This window comes from Herbidospora galbida (genome assembly GCF_005233835.1).
GTDB classification, from domain to species: domain Bacteria; phylum Actinomycetota; class Actinomycetes; order Streptosporangiales; family Streptosporangiaceae; genus Herbidospora; species Herbidospora galbida.
Window position 1 is genome coordinate 105,098 of sequence record NZ_SZQA01000029.1, and the last position, 16,101, is coordinate 121,198.

Here is a 16,101-nt window from a genome sequence, read left to right on the forward strand (position 1 = left end):
TCGTCACGTCGTCGGGTGACCATGACCGAACTTCAGTCTCGCCTGCCCGACCCGATGCGGTACTTCCCCGGTATGGGGGCGATCGCCGCCGGCATGTCGAAGGCCGTCCACAACGGCACGATCCCTGACAGCACCGTCTACCTGGTGCATCTCCGCGCCGGTCAGCTGGCCGGGAGCACCTACCACACCCTCCGCCAGACCGGGAATCTCCGCGACGCCGGGGAACCGGAGGAACGCATCACCGCCGTGGCGTCGTGGCGCGACGCGCCCTGCTTCACCGACGCCGAGCGGGTGGCGCTGGAACTCGTCGAGGCGGTGCTGGCGCCCGGCCCTCATGTGCCGGACGACCTGTTCGACCGGGCGGCCGCGCACTACGACGACCACGCCCTCTGGACGCTCACGGTCGCGATCGGCCAGATCTGCTTCTTCATCCCCGTCGCGCTGATCGCCCGGCCGATCCCCGGCCGGCCCGTCGGGCAGAACTACAGCCCGCTCAGCCCACGGTGAAGCTGACGTCGCCGTCGGAGAAGTACATGAAGTCGCCGTCGCCGCCGATGGACGCGTCCGACCAGTCCGAATGAACCGACCAGGGGCCGTCGTCGCCGCTGTTCCCCCCGCTATCGCCGTCGCCGCCGAAGGCGGCGGTCTGATCGGGGTCGGCGGCGACGAGCGCGGCGGCGCCCAGGCCGGCGGCGACGCCGACGGTGGCGGGGGTCCAGAACCGGGTCTCGCCCGGCTCTCCGGCATAGGTGGCGGAGAGCCGGCGGGCCCGGTCGAACTGGCTGGAGAACAGGCTCATCGGGGGTCCTCAGAAGTCGGCGAAGCGGGGGGTGGGCAGGGCGTCGCGGGTGCTGCGCAGGTGGTCGGCGATCTCTCCCCGGCGGAGCCGGATGCCCGGTCCCGACGGGTAGCGGCGCAGCACGTCCAGGGTGGCGAGGCGGCGGGCCACGCCCGGCAGGGCAGCGGTGTCGGCCAGGCGGCGGGCGGCCGACCAGCGCAGGGGGAAGACGTTCTCGGTGATGACGTACGACAGCACCGGCAACGAGCCGGAGACGAGGGAGTTCCAGCGGTCCAGGACGGTGGTCCAGCCGCGTTCCGACTGCGCGGTGACCTGGTTCTTGCGCTGGTCGCCCTGGCTGCGCGCCGAATAGGCCTGCGACAGCCCCGACACCGCGAACACCGGGTTGACCAGGGCCGCCGCGCCCAGTGACAGCGCGGCGCCCGCGTAGCTGACCTTCGGCAGGGCGTCGGGGTCCAGGTCGATCAGCCGGGAGACCTGGGCGGCGAGCTGGCCCGTCTCGGCGGCGGCGCGCTGGGTGGGGGCGAGGGCGGCGCGCAGGGCGGCTTCGCCTTGTTTGAGCCATTCGGGTTCGTCGGTCCCCGCGAGGAGAGCGTCGCGGTGGCGGATGAACGCGGGCAGGACGTACGCCACCTGGTCGAGGTGGCGCTGCAGCTCGACCAGGCCGATCTGCAGGACCGCGGCCAGCCGGGAGCGGCCCTCGGCGGCCTCGGGCAACGTCACGGGCGTCGCGAGGTCGTCGGACTCGCCCAGCAGGGCCGCGTGCAGCTCGTAGAAGGGGCCGAAGATCGTGTAGAGGAGGTAGTCCTCCTCCAGGCCGGCGGCGGCGCGGAGCATGTCGGGGATCTGGTCGGCGGTGGCGTCCAGGTGGCTCCAGGCGCGGATCTCGGTGTGCAGGGCCTGGATCAGTTCCGGCTGCGCGACGACGGTGAGGTCGGACCGTTCGGTCGTCAGGCGCAGGGTCGGGCGGGGCGCGGCGGGGTCGCCCTCGACGCCGCGAATCGAGGGGTAGGCGATGTGCAGGCCGACCTCCGGGCCGCGTACGCGCAGGCCGTCGGCCGCGAACGCGAAGGCCACCGGGCGGCCGTCGGACAGCTCGACCGGGAAGACGCCCGCCGTGAGGGTGCGTTCGGCGGCGGCGCGGAGCCGGTCGTGCCGGTGCAGGCGCCGGCCGAACGTCGTCGAGCCGCACGTCACCGCGACCGGGCCGTGGACGGGGCTGAAGACCACGAAGCGTTCGGCCGAACCGGCGACGCGCAGGTGGGGGTCGGCCAGGTCGAAGGCGGCGAGCACCTGGCGGCCGTCGGGCGACTGGAACTCCAGGGCGTCGTCGCTCAGGACGCAGTCGGCCTTCACCGGACTCCGGCCGCTCTTCAGGCCCCGGATCGTCACCGGGGCCGACGTGCCGACCGTACCGGGACCGGCGTGGGCTGCGGCCCGGACGACCTTGAGGAAGGCGTCGCGGACCGGCGGGGTCGCGAGGTGCAGGGTCGCGCCGCTGAGGAACCGGCCGCCGAGCAGGGCGCCGCCGTGGAGTTCGACGGCGCTCGGTCCGAGCGGGGTGACCCTGATGCGGTTGACGGGCCACTCCAGCGGGACCTCGCCCCGGTCGCGGAGCTGGAGCCGGCCGCCGGCGACGACGGTGTAGGCGGTGAACTCGGTGGCGGCCCCGCCGGGGTCGTCCTCGTAGTGCGGGGTGATCGAGATCGCGCAGGGGCTGATGAAGTCGGCGGTGGCGGCGTCCGGGAGGAGGCGGCCGTGCAGGCCCGTCAGGGCGGCGAGCGCGGGCGGGTCGAGCGGGCCCGAGGTGAGCGAGAGCGTCTGGCCGCGCAGCCGGACGTCGGCGACCAGGCGGGTGCTGGCGTCGACGAGCCTGATGGAGGCGTCGGGGTCGGCCGCCGGGTCGAGGACCGAGACGATCGGATTGCCGAGGCCGCCGGTGTCGTGCACGTACACCGCCGGCCAGTCGGTCACCAGCAGGGAGCGGGCGCCCGTCCAGGAGAAGCCGGTGGACTGCTGCTCACGGGACGAAGGGTGCACGCTGCTGTCGAAGACGACACGGCCCCGCACCGCTCCCCACGCGACCGCCATGGCTGCTCCTCTGGTACGCCGATCTCGGGTCGGGAGGAATTGTCCCGCCTCGGTGGCGCTCTGAACACGTACAAATACCTGAAGACTCAGCCCGTGCCCAGGGCGACGAACGACCAGCCGGTGATCCGCCGCAACGGGTCGGCGTAGTGGTCGCACCGCGCGTCGCGCAGGGCGGTCGCCAGCGGCGCGCCCTCCACCAAACGCCGGTGCAGCGTCCCGGTCAGCCCGAGGAGCTCGTCGGCGCCCGTGGGCGACGACACCGCCGACTGGCAGCTCGGCGGTCCCACGGCCGTGTTCGCGCGGGAGGCGGTTGAGCCGGAACCGGATCGACCTCTCTGCGGACGGTGGCGAGGTCGCCGGGCAGGGGGAGGCCGCGGACCCGTCCACCGCCGACGAAGACCAGACGGAGGGCGTCGCCGACCGCGATGATCTCCACGAGGGTGACGCCCGCGGCCAGGGTCTCCAGGAGGTCGCGGGCGGCGGCCCCGCTCCCGCCCTCGGCGCGCAGCGTCCGCGCCCGGATCGCCTCTTCCAGGCGGCGCTGTTCCTGGGGAGCGGAGCGGGCCGCTGAGCCTGCGGTTCGCGCTCTTCCACGGGGGCCGTCTACGTCACGGAGTGGCTCGCGGTCTGAGCGCCCCAGGGGGCCGTGGACCGGTGGTTTCCCCGAGTCGGTCCCGAGGCGCCGGTGCGGGGCCGTCCGCTTGAGTGAGCAGATGACACCCGAAGGACTCGCCCGCCTCGTGACGGTCGCGCTGGTCTCCCTGCCGGTTCTCGCGGGATGCGGCTACGAACGGATCGACCCTCCGGCCCCTCCCGCCGACCCGGTGACCTCGGCCCCTGCACCCCCGTCGCCGCCGGCGGCGGAGACCGCCGCCACGGGAGCGTTTCCCGCAGAGCTTCTCGGTACGTGGCAGAGCACCGGCGCGGGCGACGCGCTGCTCGTCTACCGCTTCGACGGCGACGGCACCTACGCGCACGCGGGCGTGCTCTCCCAGCAGCGCCCCTCGGGGGTGTTCAGTTACGAGGTCGGCGCGTCCGGCAGCGTCGACGTCGACGGGGAGCGCCTGGTGTTGCGCCCGGAGAGCGGCACGACGACGCTGACCGACCCCGACTCGCCCGGCTCCAGCTATCAGGACCGGCCGATGACCGACCTGAGTGCCGAGGAGTACACGTGGGCGCTGTCGGCCGACGGCGACCTCGCGCTGACGGAGGCCGCGTCGGGGCGGACGATCACGTACCGGAAGCAGTCATGAGCCGGTCGAACCTGCTGCAGGCGGCGGTGACCGTCCTGGTCGCGCTGCTGCTCGTCATCGCCGCCCTGCTGTACTCGCAGGCGAGCGGCGACTGGCAGACGGGCGTGCGTCAGCACCTGCAGCGATCGGCGGCCGTCCTCGAGCACGTCCGGCACGTCTACGCCGACGAGGCCCCGGCCGCGATGCAGGTGTCGGTGGCCGAGGCCCGCGCCCGGCACCTCGGGACGGCGGCCGGGTCGCAGGCCGCCGTCGAGGCCGAGGCGGAGAACCAGTTCGCCTGGCACCAGCGCCAGGCCCACGCGGGCGGCGCCACCCTCCTCGCCGGAGACCGCTACCGGCTCGACGGCCTCGGCTACGACGTGCCGCGCCGCCTCGGCGACCTGCGCGCGAGCGCCCCCCGCGTCGACCCGGAGGGCACCTTCTCCGACGGCGACGCGACGGGGCGGCTCGCCACCTGGATCAGCTTCCTGACGATCCCGCTCGTGGTCGTCTACCTGGTGGCGCAGCTGTTCCTCCGCCGCCGCGCGGACTCCTCTGACAGGGACGTCGGCCTCGCCCCCGAGCCCGACGTCACCCGGCGGTTCGGCGTCACCCTGGCGGTGGGCGTCTGGATCGTGCTCAACGTCGTGGCGCCCTTCTACGCCCACCAGCAGGCCCAGGAGCAGCGCGCCCAGGCGCTGGCGGCGATCCGGATCGACCGGATCGAGACGTCGATCCTGGCGGGCCAGACGCTGTCGGCCTTCCGCACGGAGGGGCGGCGCACGGTGCTGGCCCTGGAGTCCCGGGCGGCGGCCAGGCAGTACGCGGCCCTGGGCGCCGACGGGGAGGACTGGGCGCAGACGGAGATCGCCGCCGCCGACGCGGCGGCGGTCGGCACGGTCACCGACGTCGTCGCCCGCATGACCCGCTCGCCGGCCCAGGCCGACGGCGTCGACCCCGTGACGCGGGCCGCGCTGGCGGGCGCACCCGGAGACTGGCAGGCCCAGCTCGCCGGGCAACTGGCCGAGGTGGACCGGGCCGAACGCGCCGGTCAGTGGGCGAACGTGCTCGGCCTCGCGGGCCTGCTGGCGGGCCTGGCGGCCACGCTGGCAGCCCTCGCGGAGGCGACCGGCCAGGCGGGCCGGGCGGTCTGGATCCGCAGGGCGGCGATCGCCGTGCTGAGCGGGCTGGCGCCGCTGATCGTGCTCGGGCTCTTCTCCTGAGCGCCCTACGATTTCGCGCATGGCCTCCCACGGATTCACGCTCACCGCCCAGGGTCCCTTCGACTTCGCCGACGCGTTGCGGTTCGTCGAGCAGTGGCCGGCGACGAGCACGCTTCCGTCCGGCGGTCGCACCTTGCGGTTCGCCTACTGCGCCGAGCACGACTGGCTCCCGATCGGCGTCTCCGTCAGCGGCGTCCCCGGCGGCGTCGCCGTGGAGACCACCCGGCCCGCCGGTCCGGCGATCAGGCACGAGATCGCCAGGATCTTCTCGCTCGACGTCGACGGGCGGGGCTTCGAGCAGGTGGGGCGGGCCGATCCCGTACTGGAGGAGCTTCGGCTACGCAGCCCCGGGCTCCGGCCGGTCGGGTTCTGGACCCCGTGGGAGTCGGCCTGCTGGGCCGTCATCGTGCAGCGCTCGTCGATGCACATCGCGGCGAAGATCAAGCAGCGCATCGCGGAGAAGTTCGGCGCGCGGGTCGTCGTGGACGACGTCGAGTATCCGGTCTTCCCGCCGCCGGTGAGCCTCGCGGAGGCCGACGGGATGGGGCTCCCGGCGCAGAAGGAGGAGTGGATCCGGGGGCTGGCGCGGGCGGCCCTCGACGGCGTGCTGACGGCGGAGTACCTGCGGAGCGTCCCGCCCGAGGAGGCGCTGGCGGAGCTGCGGGGCCTCGCGGGCGTCGGGCCGTTCTCGGCCGGGCTGATCCTGATCAGGGGCGCGGGGGCGCCCGACGCGTTCCCGGGCGACGAGCCCCGGCTGTTCGGGATCCTGCGGGAGGCCTATGGCCTGCCGGAGGACGCCACGCCGCGCGACTACGCGAAGCTGGCCGACGGATGGCGGCCGTTCCGCTCGTGGGCGTCGTTCCTCTTCCGATCGTCCACCTATCAGGACCGGTGACGCGGGATTGTCGGTGGCGTGCGTCAGTATCCCCGCATGCCCGTGAACCCGAAGATCGCCGCGCATCCGTTCCTCGCCGGCATGTACCGCGACCCCTACTTCCCCGACGAGCTCGTCGACAAGGGGAAGGCCGTCCTGCTGCGACTGTGCGACCGCATCGAGGCCGAGCGGCCCGCCGACCTGGCCGCCCTCTACCCGCTCACCCACGCGGCGACCGACGAGTTCAACGCCCTCGACGAGGAGTTCCACGAAGCGGGCAGCGAGATCGAGACCGCCGCGAGGGAGTGGATCGCGGACGACTTCTGGTTCGTCGCCTCCGCCTACGGATTCGACGACGCCGAGATCGAGGAGCTCATCGCTACCCGCGACTGGTGACGGGCATGAGCCAGTCGCCCGACCGCGTGGGCCGGCCGAGTCTCCAGCCCTTGGGCGAGGCGATTCCGCCGAAGTAGACCTCTCGGTATCCCGAATAGTCCTTCGGGGAGGCCGAGGCGGTCACCGTGAACGGTTCGCCCTTCCGATCGATTCTGGTACGGATCACGGCACCGTCCACCAGAGTCGATGCTTCGATGGTGAACTCGCAGTAGTGCCGCCGCGTCTGGGCGTAGACCTGGAAGACGGCGCGTTCTCCTCGGTCCAGGGTGATGCTGCGTTTGCGGAAATACTGGCCGGTCATCTTCACATACCAGTCGGCGTCGGTGACCGGGTTGCCGAACTCGTCCTTGGCGATCGAGGCCGCTTCCGGATTGGGCCGGTCGAGGTCGAAGGCGATGGGGGAGAGCGGACTGTCGCCCGCGTTCGGGCTGGTCAACAGGGTGCCGGTAAGCGGTTCACGGCAGGTCGAGCGGGCCCGCATGCCGATGATCGTGACAGGTTCGGGGTGCGCGCCCCTGAGGACGATCTTGATCTGTTCGGAGTCGACGGCGACTCCGCTGTGGCCCCTGACCCATTCGTCACCCCGCTCGGCGTCGTCGAGCTCGGCGAGCTGCTTCTTCGTGAAACGGGCCGGTTCGGCCATCGCCCAGTGGAAGTCGTCGCCGCGCGGATCCAGCTGGACCAGTTCCACGACCAGCGGTGAGGGCGATGCGGAGGGCGATGCCGAGGGGGACGGCGCTTCGGAGGACGGCGTCTTCGAGGGCGTTGGGCGGTCGGCCGCCGCCTCGGCCGAGGGCGAGACGGGGCCGGATTCCTCCTTCACCGGAGGGCCGGGTGCCGCCTCGGTGGCGAACGGGACCGCTGCTGCGGCCAGGGCGAACGCGGTCACCGCGGACACGACCAGGGCCTGATTCCCCGCCCTGCGGGTGTTGCGCTGGGCGAAGACGACCATGGCCATGCCAGCGGCGACCATCGCGGCCGGAAGAATGCGTACATAACCGGGATATCCGGATATACCCGTCCAAAGGAATAAGGCGATCCCCATGCCGATCAGCGCCGAGCCGATAATGATTCGGCGCCGGTTCCATTTCTCCGCATTTCGCTGACGTGGCACCGTTCGAATCTATTGCTCCCGCGATTGTCTCGTCGCCCATCCCGCCAATATCGCCCCAGCCGTCGCGACCGCGACCGGGTGTTCGCGTGATGCACAGTTATCGATGTGTCCTTTTGAGCTAGGAATGCCTGACTGGAACGCTCCTTGCCGGTTGGTACCCCCGTTGTCACGCTCGACTCGTCAGCCGGATACAGCCACGGGGGCGCCACATGGCGGTGTTTCACGGTCAGGACATGCGCGACTATCTGGCCCGGGTCTCCCGGCACGCCATGGTCAGGACGATCCGGGAACAGGGCGTCGACCTGCTCAAGGTGGGCCCGGGGGAGCGGGTGCTCGACGCCGGCTGCGGCCCCGGTGACATGGCCGCCCGGTTCGCCGGGCTCGGGGCGCACGTCACCGCGATCGACTCCGACCCGGCGATGGCCGGGGTGGCCGCCGAGATCCCCGGCGTCACGGCGCAGACCGGAGACCTCGCCGCTCTCGACCGTCCCGGCGCCTTCGACGTCGTGTGGGCCGAACGGGTGCTCCAGCACGTCCCCGGCCCCGACCGGGTCGTCGGCAACCTGGTGCGGGCGCTGGCCCCCGGCGGCCGGATCTGCCTGGTCGACGTCGACTGGACCGGCCTGGTGGTCGACGGGGTCGACGACGACCTCGCCGACCAGGTGCTCGGCGTCTTCCGCGCGGTGGTGCCCAACCCGTCGATGGGACGCACCCTCAGCCGCCGCCTGGTCCGCCAGGGCCTCACGACCGTCGAGGTCAGGGCGTTCCTCGGCGTGTCGACCGACCTGGCGGACGCGGCGGCGGTCATCCCCGTGCTCGACGAACGGCTCATCCCGGCTCCCGGCGCGTGGTTCTCGGCCCTGCGGGCCGCCGACGACAGGGGAGAGTTCCTCGTGGCCCTGCCCGTCTACCTCGCCCTGGGGTCGGCGTGATGACCTTCGAGGTCCACCCGCCCGACGGCGAGTTCGGCGGGCGGTCCTGGCAGCGCGAGCTGGTGGAGTTCCGCAGCGAGGTGCTCAGGTCCTTCGGGCTGCCGTCCGGGCTCGACCACGACGTCCACGACGGGCCCGCCCACCACCTGCTGGCGCGCACCCCCGACGGCGTGCTCGCCGGTTGCGCCCGGCTCGCCCCGCTGGAAGACCTGAACCCGGGACACGCTCCTCACGAGAATGGGCTTCCACGCCCCCTCGGGCCGCGTCCACGAGATGCCCGACCTGGGCTACCCCGTCCGGCTGCTGACGGTCCGCCCCGACCGGTTGCTGCACGGCCGGGCCCACCGCGTCACAGTGAGGTGGCGAAGCGGCGGATCCAGCGGCGTTGCCACGGGGTCTCCACCGCCTTCCGGTGGTGGTTGGCCCTGACCCACGCCACCGCCTCGTCCGGGCCCAGGCCCGTCAGCGTGGCCAGGCAGGCCAGCACCGTGCCGGTGCGGCCCACCCCGCCCCCGCACGCCACCTCGACGTCGGCTCCGCCGACCGCCCGGTCGTAGAGGCCGCGGATCGCCGTGGCCGCCTGAGCGGGGTCGGAGGGCAGCCAGAAGTCGGGCCAGCGCACCCATTCGGAGGGCCAGGGGACCTGCGGGGGGCGGCCCACGACGTACAGGCCGAAGTCGGGGAGCGGGCCCGGGGGCGGCGGGCGGCGGAGTCCGCGGCCGCGGACGGGGGTGCCGTCTGGCAGGCGAAGAGCACCGTGCAGGGTCATGGGGAAATATTGTGGACGGATGCGGGCAATCATCGCGGTCTTATTGGCGGCCTCCGCCTCCCCCTGGCAGGTCGCCCAGGTCGTCCACTCCCCGGGCGACGACGTGTTCGCCGACGTCGCGGTCACGGCCGACGGCACCGTCTGGTCCGCCGGGCACCGGTACGCGAACGGCCGCCGTCAGGGGTTCGTGCAGTCGCTCAAGGGCAAGGCCAGGAAGACGCTGCCCGGACGGCTGCCCGAGCTGTCGGCGGTCGCCGCCACCACGAGCCGGGTCTGGGCCTTCGGGCCCAACCGGGCCTACGCCTGGAACGGGCGCGCCTGGACGTCCTGGTCGCTCGGCACGTTCCACGCCACCGACGCCGAGACCGTCTCCGCCCGCGACGTCTGGGCCGTCGGCGGGAACACCTCACGGCGCTGGACCGGGTCGTCGTGGAAACGCCACCCCGTCCCTGGGGCCGCCCAGGCCGTGGACGCCGGAGGCGGGCAGGTCTGGGCCGCCGGGAGCGGCGTCTTCCACTGGTCGGGCAAGGCCTGGCGCAAGGTGAAGCTGCCCGCGATCCCGCTGCCGACCGAGGACGCCACCGCCACCTTCATCGACGTCGCCGTCGTCAGCGCGCGCAACGTGTGGGCCGTCGGCGGGGTCAGCTGGGAGGGGGCCGACGCCGAGGGCGACGACGTGACCTTCTCCCGGCCGCTGGCCATGCACTGGAACGGCTCCCGGTGGCGGATGACGCTCGGGACGACGCAGGGGCAGCCGTACACGGAGGCGGAGCCTGACGGCAAGGGCGGGGTCTGGATCGCGCAGGGCGGGTGGAACCCGCAGTTGTGGCAGGTCAGAGGCACGAGCTGGGCGAGCACGCCGCTGCCCAGGCCTACGGGGTATGACGCCTCGCTGGCCGCCGTGGCGCGCCGGCCGGGCACCTCGCAGGTGTGGGGCGCCGGGTTCACCGCGCCGGTGGGCGACCCCGATGATCCCGGAGCCAATGCCACGCTCTGGCGCGTCTCCTAACATCGGCAGCTATGACTGAACTGCCGAAGATCGGCCGGCCCGCCGAGCGGGCGCTGGCCGAAGCGGGCTGCCGCACGCTGGAGGACGTCACCCGCTTCACCGCGAAGGAACTGCTGGCCCTGCACGGGATGGGGCCCAGGGGCGTCCGCATCCTGACCGAGGTGCTGGACGCGCACGGCCTGTCGTTCCGCGATCCCGATAAGATCGAGCGATGACCGAAATGACCGAAACCGCGGCGGGCTGGCTGTCACCTGAGGAGCTCTCGCTCATGCGCGAGCGCCTGCCGATCCTCTACGTCGACGCCGTGCCGGTCCGCGCCGACGAGAACGGCGTGGTCACCCACGTCGGCCTGCTGCTGCGCATCGGCGCCGACGGCACCGTCAGCCGCGCGCTGGTCTCGGGCCGGGTCCTCTACGGCGAGCGGGTCCGCGACGCGCTGCTGCGTCACCTGGAGAAGGACCTCGGCCCGGTCGCCCTGCCCCGTGTGCCGCTGTCACCCCAGCCGTTCACGATCGCCGAATACTTCCCCACCCCGGGGGTGACGCCCTACCACGACCCGCGGCAGCACGCGGTGTCGCTCGCCTACATCGTCCCGGTCGCCGGCGACTGCGCCCCCCGCCAGGACGCCCTCGACCTGGAGTGGTTCACCCCCGAGGAGGCGGCCTCCCCGATGGTCCAGCAGGAGATGACCGGCGGTCAGGGCACCCTGCTGAAGCAGGCCCTCGCCCACGTCGGGCAGATCGTCTGACCCTCGGTCACCGTGGCTGGTAGCTGCACCGGGCCCCCGTCCTGACCGTGGCCCGCAGCTCGGCGGCCACCGTCTCGTCGAGTTCCTCTATCCGGGCCAGGGCCCGGCGGATCGCCTTGCCGACCGCCACTCTGGCCCGCTCGCCGTCGCCGGTGAACGCCCGCGACCGGCCCCCCAGCCCGGTCGCGGCGGCCAGTTCCCCCGCCAGCCACGCGTGTTCGGCGCGCAACGCCGTCGCCCCCGCCGTGTCGGTCAGCGCCTCGCGCTCCTCGATCGCCTCCTGGAGGCGGGCCAGCCGCGTCTCGTAGGCGCGGCGCGCGGTCGCGTCGAGCACCGGCTGGTCGGGAGGCTGGTCCGGGACGCCGGCCAGGTCGGCGGCGGAGACCTCCCGGCCCGGGTTGGCGATCAGGACCGCCAGGTGGCCCATGCCGACGCTGTGCTCCACCGTGATCGAGCGGCCGCCGAGGTCGAGCCGCCAGTGGCGGCCGTGGCGGCGGGCCGAGGCCGGCGACGGGCCCGGGGAGCGGCGGGCGACCGGGGGCGGGAGTTCCATGCCCAGTTCGGCGGCCTCCTTGGTGGCCAGCTCCAGTTCCCGCAGCGCGGCGTCGTCGTCGGGGCCGTGCCGCAGCGCCAGCGCGTGGCCGAGCCGCCAGCGCGACAGCACGGCGGCGGGCCAGTGGCCGAGGGCCAGGTTGTCGCGGACCGCGCACTGGAAGTGGCCGATCGCGCGGTCGAGGCGGCCCACGGTCAGGCTGGCCACCCCCAGCGGGTGGTGGGCCGAGCCCAGGCAGGTGACCCCCAGGCTGGCGATGACCGGGGTGCCCTCGTGGGCCCTCAGCAGGTCGTAGACCTCCGCCGAGACGGTCTCGTCGCCGAGGAGATGGGCGGTCTCGGCGACGCCGTACATGGTGTAGAGCCAGGAGCTCGACCGGGGGAGGGCGGCCAGGTCGCGGCCCCGGATGCGGGCCAGCATGCCGGCCGCCAGGCGGTCCTCCCCGGCGGTGGCGGCGGCGATGGCCAGGCCCGCGAAGTAGCTGTTGTCGACCGCGCTCAGCACGGGGGAGTCGGCCTGGTCGTGCATGAGGTCCGTCAGTTCGGCGATGCGGCCCTGGAACCAGCGGATGGTGCCGAGCTGGCCGCCGTACCAGCCCGCGGCGTCGCGGTCGCCGGCGGCGGTGCCGCGTTCGGCGCTGGCGGTGGCGAGGTTCTCGGCGTGGGCGAACCGGCCCTGGCGGATGGCCAGCATCACCCGGATCGCGCTCGCGATGAACCCGGCCGCCAGGTGGGGGCTCCGGTCGAGCAGGGCCTCCAGCTCCCGCAGGCCGCGCTCGGCGTGGGGGTCGCCCGATAAGAACAGGTCGACGGTACGCCACATCACGCCCATCACCGTGTCCCCGCGACGGCCCGTGCGACCGGCGTGCCCGATGAGCTCCTTGGCCAGCGCGAGGCGCGTCTGACCGTGGTCGGGGCCGAGCAGGCAGTGGTGGGCCAGGCTGAGCGCCTCGACCAGGGCGACCGGCTCGTCCGCGGTCCGGGCCTCGGCGAGCTCCCGCATGATCGCGTCATGGGTGCCGTGGCGGTAGTCCTCCTCGCCGGCCAGCCGGATGCGGAGCCGTCGCGCCAGGTCGGAGCCGGGGTCGGCGGCGGCCAGGGCCTGCCCCTGGCGGGTGCGCACGGTCGACTCGGCCTCGGCGGTGCGGTGCTCGTGCACCCAGACGCCGCCCAGCCCCAGGGCCGACCGGGCCATCCCCTCATGGTCCCCGTCGCCCTCGGCCCGCCGCCAGGCCAGCTCGAACCACCGGCGGGCGGCCCGCAGATCCCCCTCGGCGTGCAGTGCGTGTTCCCCGGCCGCCAGCGCCGTGCCCCGTGCCTGGCGGTCCCCCTCCTGGGCCATCCGCGCTCCTTCTCGTACGTTTCATCGCGTACGTGAACAAGTGATAGACCTTCCGCTTGCACCAGCCTTTCTTGGTGCTTGACCGACCTGTCCGTCAGGTGATGTCAAGCCGGTCGATAAGGGTGTCGTGCGTGCGGAAGGTCAGGGTGCCCGGCCCGTTGTAGCCCTCGCCGGACACGGTGACCGCGACCGTGGTCGATTCGCCCGTGGTGCGCGCCCCCGTCACCACGACCGTGGTGCGGGCGCCGATGTTCTCCCGCTCGTTCCATTCGGCGATGCGGTCGCGCCCCTCGAACGTGCGGCCGAAGACGTTGACGACGGCGTCCTCGGCGAACGCCCCCAGAAGAGCGTCGCCGTCGCCCCGGTTGGTGGCGTCGATCATCTGCTGGATGGCGGGTAGAAGCGGATCCATCGCGGTCCTCGCTGTGTGGTCGGGTGATGTGTCCTTGTGGGCCACATCCCCCGCTGACGAGGACGATATGCCGGTTATGAAGACCGGTGAACGTGGCCGGCCGCCATACCCGCCGCTTCTTTTGTGGCGGTGGCATACGCCACACTCCGCCGCCGACCGGGGACGAACGCCATGATCAGCGCCGCCAGCATGGCGGCCACCGCTCCCAGGATGAACGTCAGCTTGAATCCGTCAAGGGTCGGCACGAGGGTTCCGGCGAACGGCTGCGTCATGTGCGCCAGGGCCACGCCGACGACCGCGCTGGCGGTGGAGGTGCCCACCGAGCGCATCAGCGCGTTGAGGCCGTTGGCGGCGGCGGTCTCGGTGTGCGGGACGTTCGCCATGATCAGGGCCGGGATGGCGGCGAACGCCAGGGCCATGCCGGTCGAGGTGATCATGCTCACCACGATGAGCTGCCAGGGGGCGCTCAGCAGCCACAGCGCGGCGACGTCGCCGGCCGCGAAGACCAGGGCGCCGGTCATCAGCGAGACCTTGGCGCCCTTCCAGGCCGACAGCTTGGCCGACAGGGGCGACACGAAGATCATGACCAGGCCGCCGGGCGCCATGCACAGGCCCGCCACGAGCATCGTCTGGCCGAGCCCGTGGCCGGTGGCGGCGGGCAGCTGGAGGAGCTGCGGGATGGCCAGCGCCTGGGCGTACATGGCGAAGCCGATGCAGATCGAGGCGATGTTGGTGAGCAGGACCGGACGCCGCGCGGAGGTGCGCAGGTCGACCAGCGGCCCGGGGCGGCGCAGCTCGTAGAGGCCCCACACGACGAGGATCACCAGGGCCGCGCCGAACAGGCCCAGCGTCAGCGGGCCGCCCCAGCCCCAGTCGCCGCCCTTGGTGATGGCCAGCAGCAGGCAGAGCAGCCCGGCGGTCAGCCCGATCGCGCCGGGGAAGTCGATCCGGCCGCCGCTGCGGTCGCTCGACTCCGGTACGAGCGTCCACACCATGATCATGGCGATCAGGCCGAGCCCGGCGGCGCCCCAGAACAGCAGGTGCCAGCTGGCGTTCTGGGCGATGGCGGCGGCGGCCGGGAGGCCGAGCGCGCCGCCGACGCCGAGGGAGGAGCTCATCAGGCCCATCGCGGAGCCGAGCCGCTCGGGGGCCAGTTCGTCGCGCATGAGGCTGATGCCCAGCGGGATCACCCCGGCCGCGCAGCCCTGCAGCGCCCGGCCGACGATCATCGGCACGAGCGAGGAGCTGAGCGCCCCGACGACCGATCCGGCCACCAGCAGGCCGAGGCAGATCAGCAGCAGCCGCCGCTTGCCGAACATGTCGCCCAGCCGCCCGGTGAGCGGGGTCGCGATGGCGCCCGCGAGCAGGGTGGCGGTCAGCACCCAGGTGACCGACGCGGCGTCGGTGTGGAGGTATCGCGGCAGTTCGGGCACGATCGGGATGACGATGGTCTGCATCACCGAGACCACGATCCCCGCCGACGCCAGTGCTGTGATGATCGCGCCGCCATGGCGAGCTGGGGGAGTCACGTGGTGCCTTTCCGTGCAAGGTCGGATTGCATCCTATTCATGTCGCTTTTGCACGGTTCGGCCCGGGTCCCTCCGTGTTGGCCGATCGGCCGTCTTTCTCCGTGGAACACCTGGTGAACATCCTCACCAATGTCACCAAAAGCAATCAGGTCGTGAAAACTACTTAAGTCAGCTGTAGTCTTCTGTCGACAATTCGAATATGTCCATACGGGTGGGAGGGGTCGTGGCCGACGTACTCACGGAATCTCGCCGGAGCGTGGCCGCCCGTTGGCGGGAACGCCTGTTACAGGGGAGCCGCCACGGAAAGCGCCACTGGGCGACCAGGACGGTCTACTACACGGCCTGCCGCGAGGTGGCCGAGGCCGGCGGCCGGGTCGGCAGGGAGGTGCTGGACGTGTCGGGGGGCTCGACCAGCACGTTGTACACGGTCGTGGGGCCGAGGGCGCGGCATTCGCTCGCGGCGGCCTACGGCGAGGAGTTGCCCGACTGCTTCGGGCGGGTCGACGCGCTGACCGAACTGGCGCGCGAGACCGTCGTCTGGACTTTCTGGCCCTATCGCGATAGCTGGCTACAGATGCTGGAGTCAGGACCGGGCGGGCGGATGGCCGCCGCCGAGGGCCTGGTGCTGGCGGTGGCCGACTTCGCCGCCGATCACCCGGGGCTGCTGAGGGCCACGGGGCTGGAGCCGCCGGTCTGCGCGGTCGAAGACCTGATGGCGGTCTTCGGTCGCATGGCCACCGCGCGCGACGTCTTCTGCCTCCTGCAGGACGTGATCATCGACGCGACGCGCGGGCTGCACGTACCGGCGGAAGTGGTCCTCGACGGGGTCCGGCCCAAGCTGGAGGCGCGGGTCCCGGTCGTGGAACGCGCCAACGAACCGCTGCCCGCGCTCGCCGACGCCGTCGTCGGGCTGCTGTCGGCCCGGCTCGACCCGCCGCAGCGGCGGGCCGCCGCCGACCTGCTCGAAGCCGCCGCCGAGGCGCTGCGCCGGACCATCAGGACGGAGGGGCGGGAACGTGACAACGGCCCCCGTGCGGCCTGACGGGCCGGCCCGGCCGGCCGACCGCTCGTGGATCGCC

The 16,101-nt window shown here is 72.9% G+C and carries 20 protein-coding genes; 11 read left to right on the top strand and 9 right to left on the bottom strand.

Annotated elements, in window-relative coordinates; translation table 11 throughout:
• The first annotated feature begins 21 nt into the window (after positions 1 to 21).
• A complete protein-coding gene (locus FDA94_RS26695; protein WP_137249824.1) occupies positions 22 to 507 on the top strand; it encodes a carboxymuconolactone decarboxylase family protein in 486 nt (161 codons plus the stop codon).
• Here the strand turns inward: FDA94_RS26695 and FDA94_RS26700 are convergent.
• From FDA94_RS26700 to FDA94_RS26710, 3 genes are all read right to left on the bottom strand, one after another.
• A complete protein-coding gene (locus tag FDA94_RS26700; protein WP_137249825.1) occupies positions 494 to 799 on the bottom strand; it encodes a hypothetical protein in 306 nt (101 codons plus the stop codon). The two genes, FDA94_RS26695 and FDA94_RS26700, sit on opposite strands and share 14 nt — an antisense overlap.
• A gap of 9 nt (positions 800 to 808) precedes the next feature.
• Positions 809 to 2,890, bottom strand: coding sequence for a hypothetical protein (locus FDA94_RS39455; protein WP_170991136.1), 2,082 nt, complete (start codon positions 2,888 to 2,890; stop codon positions 809 to 811).
• A gap of 86 nt (positions 2,891 to 2,976) precedes the next feature.
• On the bottom strand, positions 2,977 to 3,177 hold the full coding sequence (locus FDA94_RS26710; RefSeq protein ID WP_137249826.1) for a hypothetical protein: 201 nt from the start codon (positions 3,175 to 3,177) through the stop codon (positions 2,977 to 2,979).
• 23 nt (positions 3,178 to 3,200) lie between these two features.
• Here FDA94_RS26710 and FDA94_RS26715 point away from each other — a divergent pair, with 23 nt between their 5' ends.
• The 5 genes from FDA94_RS26715 to FDA94_RS26735 all read left to right on the top strand — a co-directional run bounded on the left by FDA94_RS26715 (position 3,201) and on the right by FDA94_RS26735 (position 6,615).
• Entirely contained in the window at positions 3,201 to 3,461 is a 261-nt protein-coding gene (locus tag FDA94_RS26715) for a hypothetical protein (RefSeq protein WP_137249827.1), read from the top strand.
• Positions 3,462 to 3,603: 142 nt separating this feature from the next.
• Positions 3,604 to 4,143 (top strand): hypothetical protein, encoded by a 540-nt coding sequence (locus FDA94_RS26720; RefSeq protein WP_137249828.1) that lies wholly within the window; start codon positions 3,604 to 3,606, stop codon positions 4,141 to 4,143.
• A complete protein-coding gene (locus FDA94_RS26725) occupies positions 4,140 to 5,345 on the top strand; it encodes a hypothetical protein (protein WP_137249829.1) in 1,206 nt (401 codons plus the stop codon). Before FDA94_RS26720 ends, FDA94_RS26725 begins: the two co-directional genes overlap by 4 nt.
• A gap of 19 nt (positions 5,346 to 5,364) precedes the next feature.
• The gene (locus tag FDA94_RS26730; RefSeq protein ID WP_137249830.1) at positions 5,365 to 6,240 is read left to right on the top strand and encodes a DNA-3-methyladenine glycosylase family protein; all 876 of its coding nucleotides are present in this window, start codon (positions 5,365 to 5,367) and stop codon (positions 6,238 to 6,240) included.
• Between the two features lie 36 nt (positions 6,241 to 6,276).
• Positions 6,277 to 6,615, top strand: a complete 339-nt coding sequence (locus tag FDA94_RS26735; RefSeq protein ID WP_137249848.1) for a DUF5713 family protein — start codon at positions 6,277 to 6,279, stop codon at positions 6,613 to 6,615.
• Here FDA94_RS26735 and FDA94_RS26740 read toward each other — a convergent pair.
• Positions 6,599 to 7,573 (bottom strand): hypothetical protein, encoded by a 975-nt coding sequence (locus FDA94_RS26740; RefSeq protein ID WP_170991137.1) that lies wholly within the window; start codon positions 7,571 to 7,573, stop codon positions 6,599 to 6,601. The two genes, FDA94_RS26735 and FDA94_RS26740, sit on opposite strands and share 17 nt — an antisense overlap.
• A gap of 389 nt (positions 7,574 to 7,962) precedes the next feature.
• Between FDA94_RS26740 and FDA94_RS26745 the strand changes: the two genes are divergently transcribed.
• On the top strand, positions 7,963 to 8,661 hold the full coding sequence (locus tag FDA94_RS26745) for a methyltransferase domain-containing protein (protein WP_170991138.1): 699 nt from the start codon (positions 7,963 to 7,965) through the stop codon (positions 8,659 to 8,661).
• Here FDA94_RS26745 and FDA94_RS26750 read toward each other — a convergent pair.
• Complete coding sequence (locus FDA94_RS26750) at positions 8,637 to 8,885, bottom strand: hypothetical protein (protein ID WP_137249833.1); 249 nt, start codon at positions 8,883 to 8,885, stop codon at positions 8,637 to 8,639. The two genes, FDA94_RS26745 and FDA94_RS26750, sit on opposite strands and share 25 nt — an antisense overlap.
• A gap of 125 nt (positions 8,886 to 9,010) precedes the next feature.
• Positions 9,011 to 9,430: a protein-tyrosine phosphatase family protein gene (locus FDA94_RS26755; RefSeq protein WP_137249834.1), complete on the bottom strand. Its 420-nt coding sequence runs from the start codon at positions 9,428 to 9,430 to the stop codon at positions 9,011 to 9,013.
• 19 nt (positions 9,431 to 9,449) lie between these two features.
• Here FDA94_RS26755 and FDA94_RS26760 point away from each other — a divergent pair, with 19 nt between their 5' ends.
• From FDA94_RS26760 to FDA94_RS26770, 3 genes are read left to right on the top strand one after another with little or no spacing between them, the layout of a single operon-like run.
• Positions 9,450 to 10,439 (top strand): hypothetical protein, encoded by a 990-nt coding sequence (locus FDA94_RS26760; RefSeq protein WP_137249835.1) that lies wholly within the window; start codon positions 9,450 to 9,452, stop codon positions 10,437 to 10,439.
• Between the two features lie 11 nt (positions 10,440 to 10,450).
• A complete protein-coding gene (locus FDA94_RS26765) occupies positions 10,451 to 10,654 on the top strand; it encodes a helix-hairpin-helix domain-containing protein (protein WP_137249836.1) in 204 nt (67 codons plus the stop codon).
• Positions 10,651 to 11,187, top strand: a complete 537-nt coding sequence (locus FDA94_RS26770) for an NUDIX hydrolase family protein (RefSeq protein WP_170991139.1) — start codon at positions 10,651 to 10,653, stop codon at positions 11,185 to 11,187. The genes FDA94_RS26765 and FDA94_RS26770 overlap by 4 nt, the downstream gene beginning before the upstream one ends.
• 7 nt (positions 11,188 to 11,194) lie before the next feature.
• Here the strand turns inward: FDA94_RS26770 and FDA94_RS26775 are convergent, their stop codons facing one another.
• The 3 genes from FDA94_RS26775 to FDA94_RS26785 all read right to left on the bottom strand — a co-directional run bounded on the left by FDA94_RS26775 (position 11,195) and on the right by FDA94_RS26785 (position 15,022).
• On the bottom strand, positions 11,195 to 13,081 hold the full coding sequence (locus tag FDA94_RS26775) for a hypothetical protein (RefSeq protein WP_137249837.1): 1,887 nt from the start codon (positions 13,079 to 13,081) through the stop codon (positions 11,195 to 11,197).
• 94 nt (positions 13,082 to 13,175) lie between these two features.
• A complete protein-coding gene (locus FDA94_RS26780) occupies positions 13,176 to 13,493 on the bottom strand; it encodes a nuclear transport factor 2 family protein (RefSeq protein ID WP_137249838.1) in 318 nt (105 codons plus the stop codon).
• A gap of 74 nt (positions 13,494 to 13,567) precedes the next feature.
• Entirely contained in the window at positions 13,568 to 15,022 is a 1,455-nt protein-coding gene (locus tag FDA94_RS26785; RefSeq protein ID WP_246060170.1) for an MFS transporter, read from the bottom strand.
• Between the two features lie 223 nt (positions 15,023 to 15,245).
• On the opposite strand from FDA94_RS26785, the gene FDA94_RS26790 reads away from it, so the two are divergent.
• Positions 15,246 to 16,064: a hypothetical protein gene (locus FDA94_RS26790; protein ID WP_137249839.1), complete on the top strand. Its 819-nt coding sequence runs from the start codon at positions 15,246 to 15,248 to the stop codon at positions 16,062 to 16,064.
• Positions 16,065 to 16,101 lie beyond the last annotated feature (37 nt).

What these genes read in the sequence shown, in the direction of transcription:
- FDA94_RS26775 (WP_137249837.1), bottom strand. Translation starts at nt 13,081, where the DNA reads ATGGCCCAGGAGGGGGACCGCCAGGCACGGGGCACGGCGCTGGCGGCC.
- FDA94_RS26745 (WP_170991138.1), top strand. Translation starts at nt 7,963, where the DNA reads ATGCGCGACTATCTGGCCCGGGTCTCCCGGCACGCCATGGTCAGGACG.
- FDA94_RS26700 (WP_137249825.1), bottom strand. Translation starts at nt 799, where the DNA reads ATGAGCCTGTTCTCCAGCCAGTTCGACCGGGCCCGCCGGCTCTCCGCC.
- FDA94_RS26770 (WP_170991139.1), top strand. Translation starts at nt 10,651, where the DNA reads ATGACCGAAATGACCGAAACCGCGGCGGGCTGGCTGTCACCTGAGGAG.
- FDA94_RS26765 (WP_137249836.1), top strand. Translation starts at nt 10,451, where the DNA reads ATGACTGAACTGCCGAAGATCGGCCGGCCCGCCGAGCGGGCGCTGGCC.
- FDA94_RS26755 (WP_137249834.1), bottom strand. Translation starts at nt 9,430, where the DNA reads ATGACCCTGCACGGTGCTCTTCGCCTGCCAGACGGCACCCCCGTCCGC.
- FDA94_RS39455 (WP_170991136.1), bottom strand. Translation starts at nt 2,890, where the DNA reads ATGGCGGTCGCGTGGGGAGCGGTGCGGGGCCGTGTCGTCTTCGACAGC.
- FDA94_RS26735 (WP_137249848.1), top strand. Translation starts at nt 6,277, where the DNA reads ATGCCCGTGAACCCGAAGATCGCCGCGCATCCGTTCCTCGCCGGCATG.
- FDA94_RS26695 (WP_137249824.1), top strand. Translation starts at nt 22, where the DNA reads ATGACCGAACTTCAGTCTCGCCTGCCCGACCCGATGCGGTACTTCCCC.
- FDA94_RS26740 (WP_170991137.1), bottom strand. Translation starts at nt 7,573, where the DNA reads ATGGCCATGGTCGTCTTCGCCCAGCGCAACACCCGCAGGGCGGGGAAT.
- FDA94_RS26720 (WP_137249828.1), top strand. Translation starts at nt 3,604, where the DNA reads ATGACACCCGAAGGACTCGCCCGCCTCGTGACGGTCGCGCTGGTCTCC.
- FDA94_RS26725 (WP_137249829.1), top strand. Translation starts at nt 4,140, where the DNA reads ATGAGCCGGTCGAACCTGCTGCAGGCGGCGGTGACCGTCCTGGTCGCG.
- FDA94_RS26780 (WP_137249838.1), bottom strand. Translation starts at nt 13,493, where the DNA reads ATGGATCCGCTTCTACCCGCCATCCAGCAGATGATCGACGCCACCAAC.
- FDA94_RS26730 (WP_137249830.1), top strand. Translation starts at nt 5,365, where the DNA reads ATGGCCTCCCACGGATTCACGCTCACCGCCCAGGGTCCCTTCGACTTC.
- FDA94_RS26760 (WP_137249835.1), top strand. Translation starts at nt 9,450, where the DNA reads ATGCGGGCAATCATCGCGGTCTTATTGGCGGCCTCCGCCTCCCCCTGG.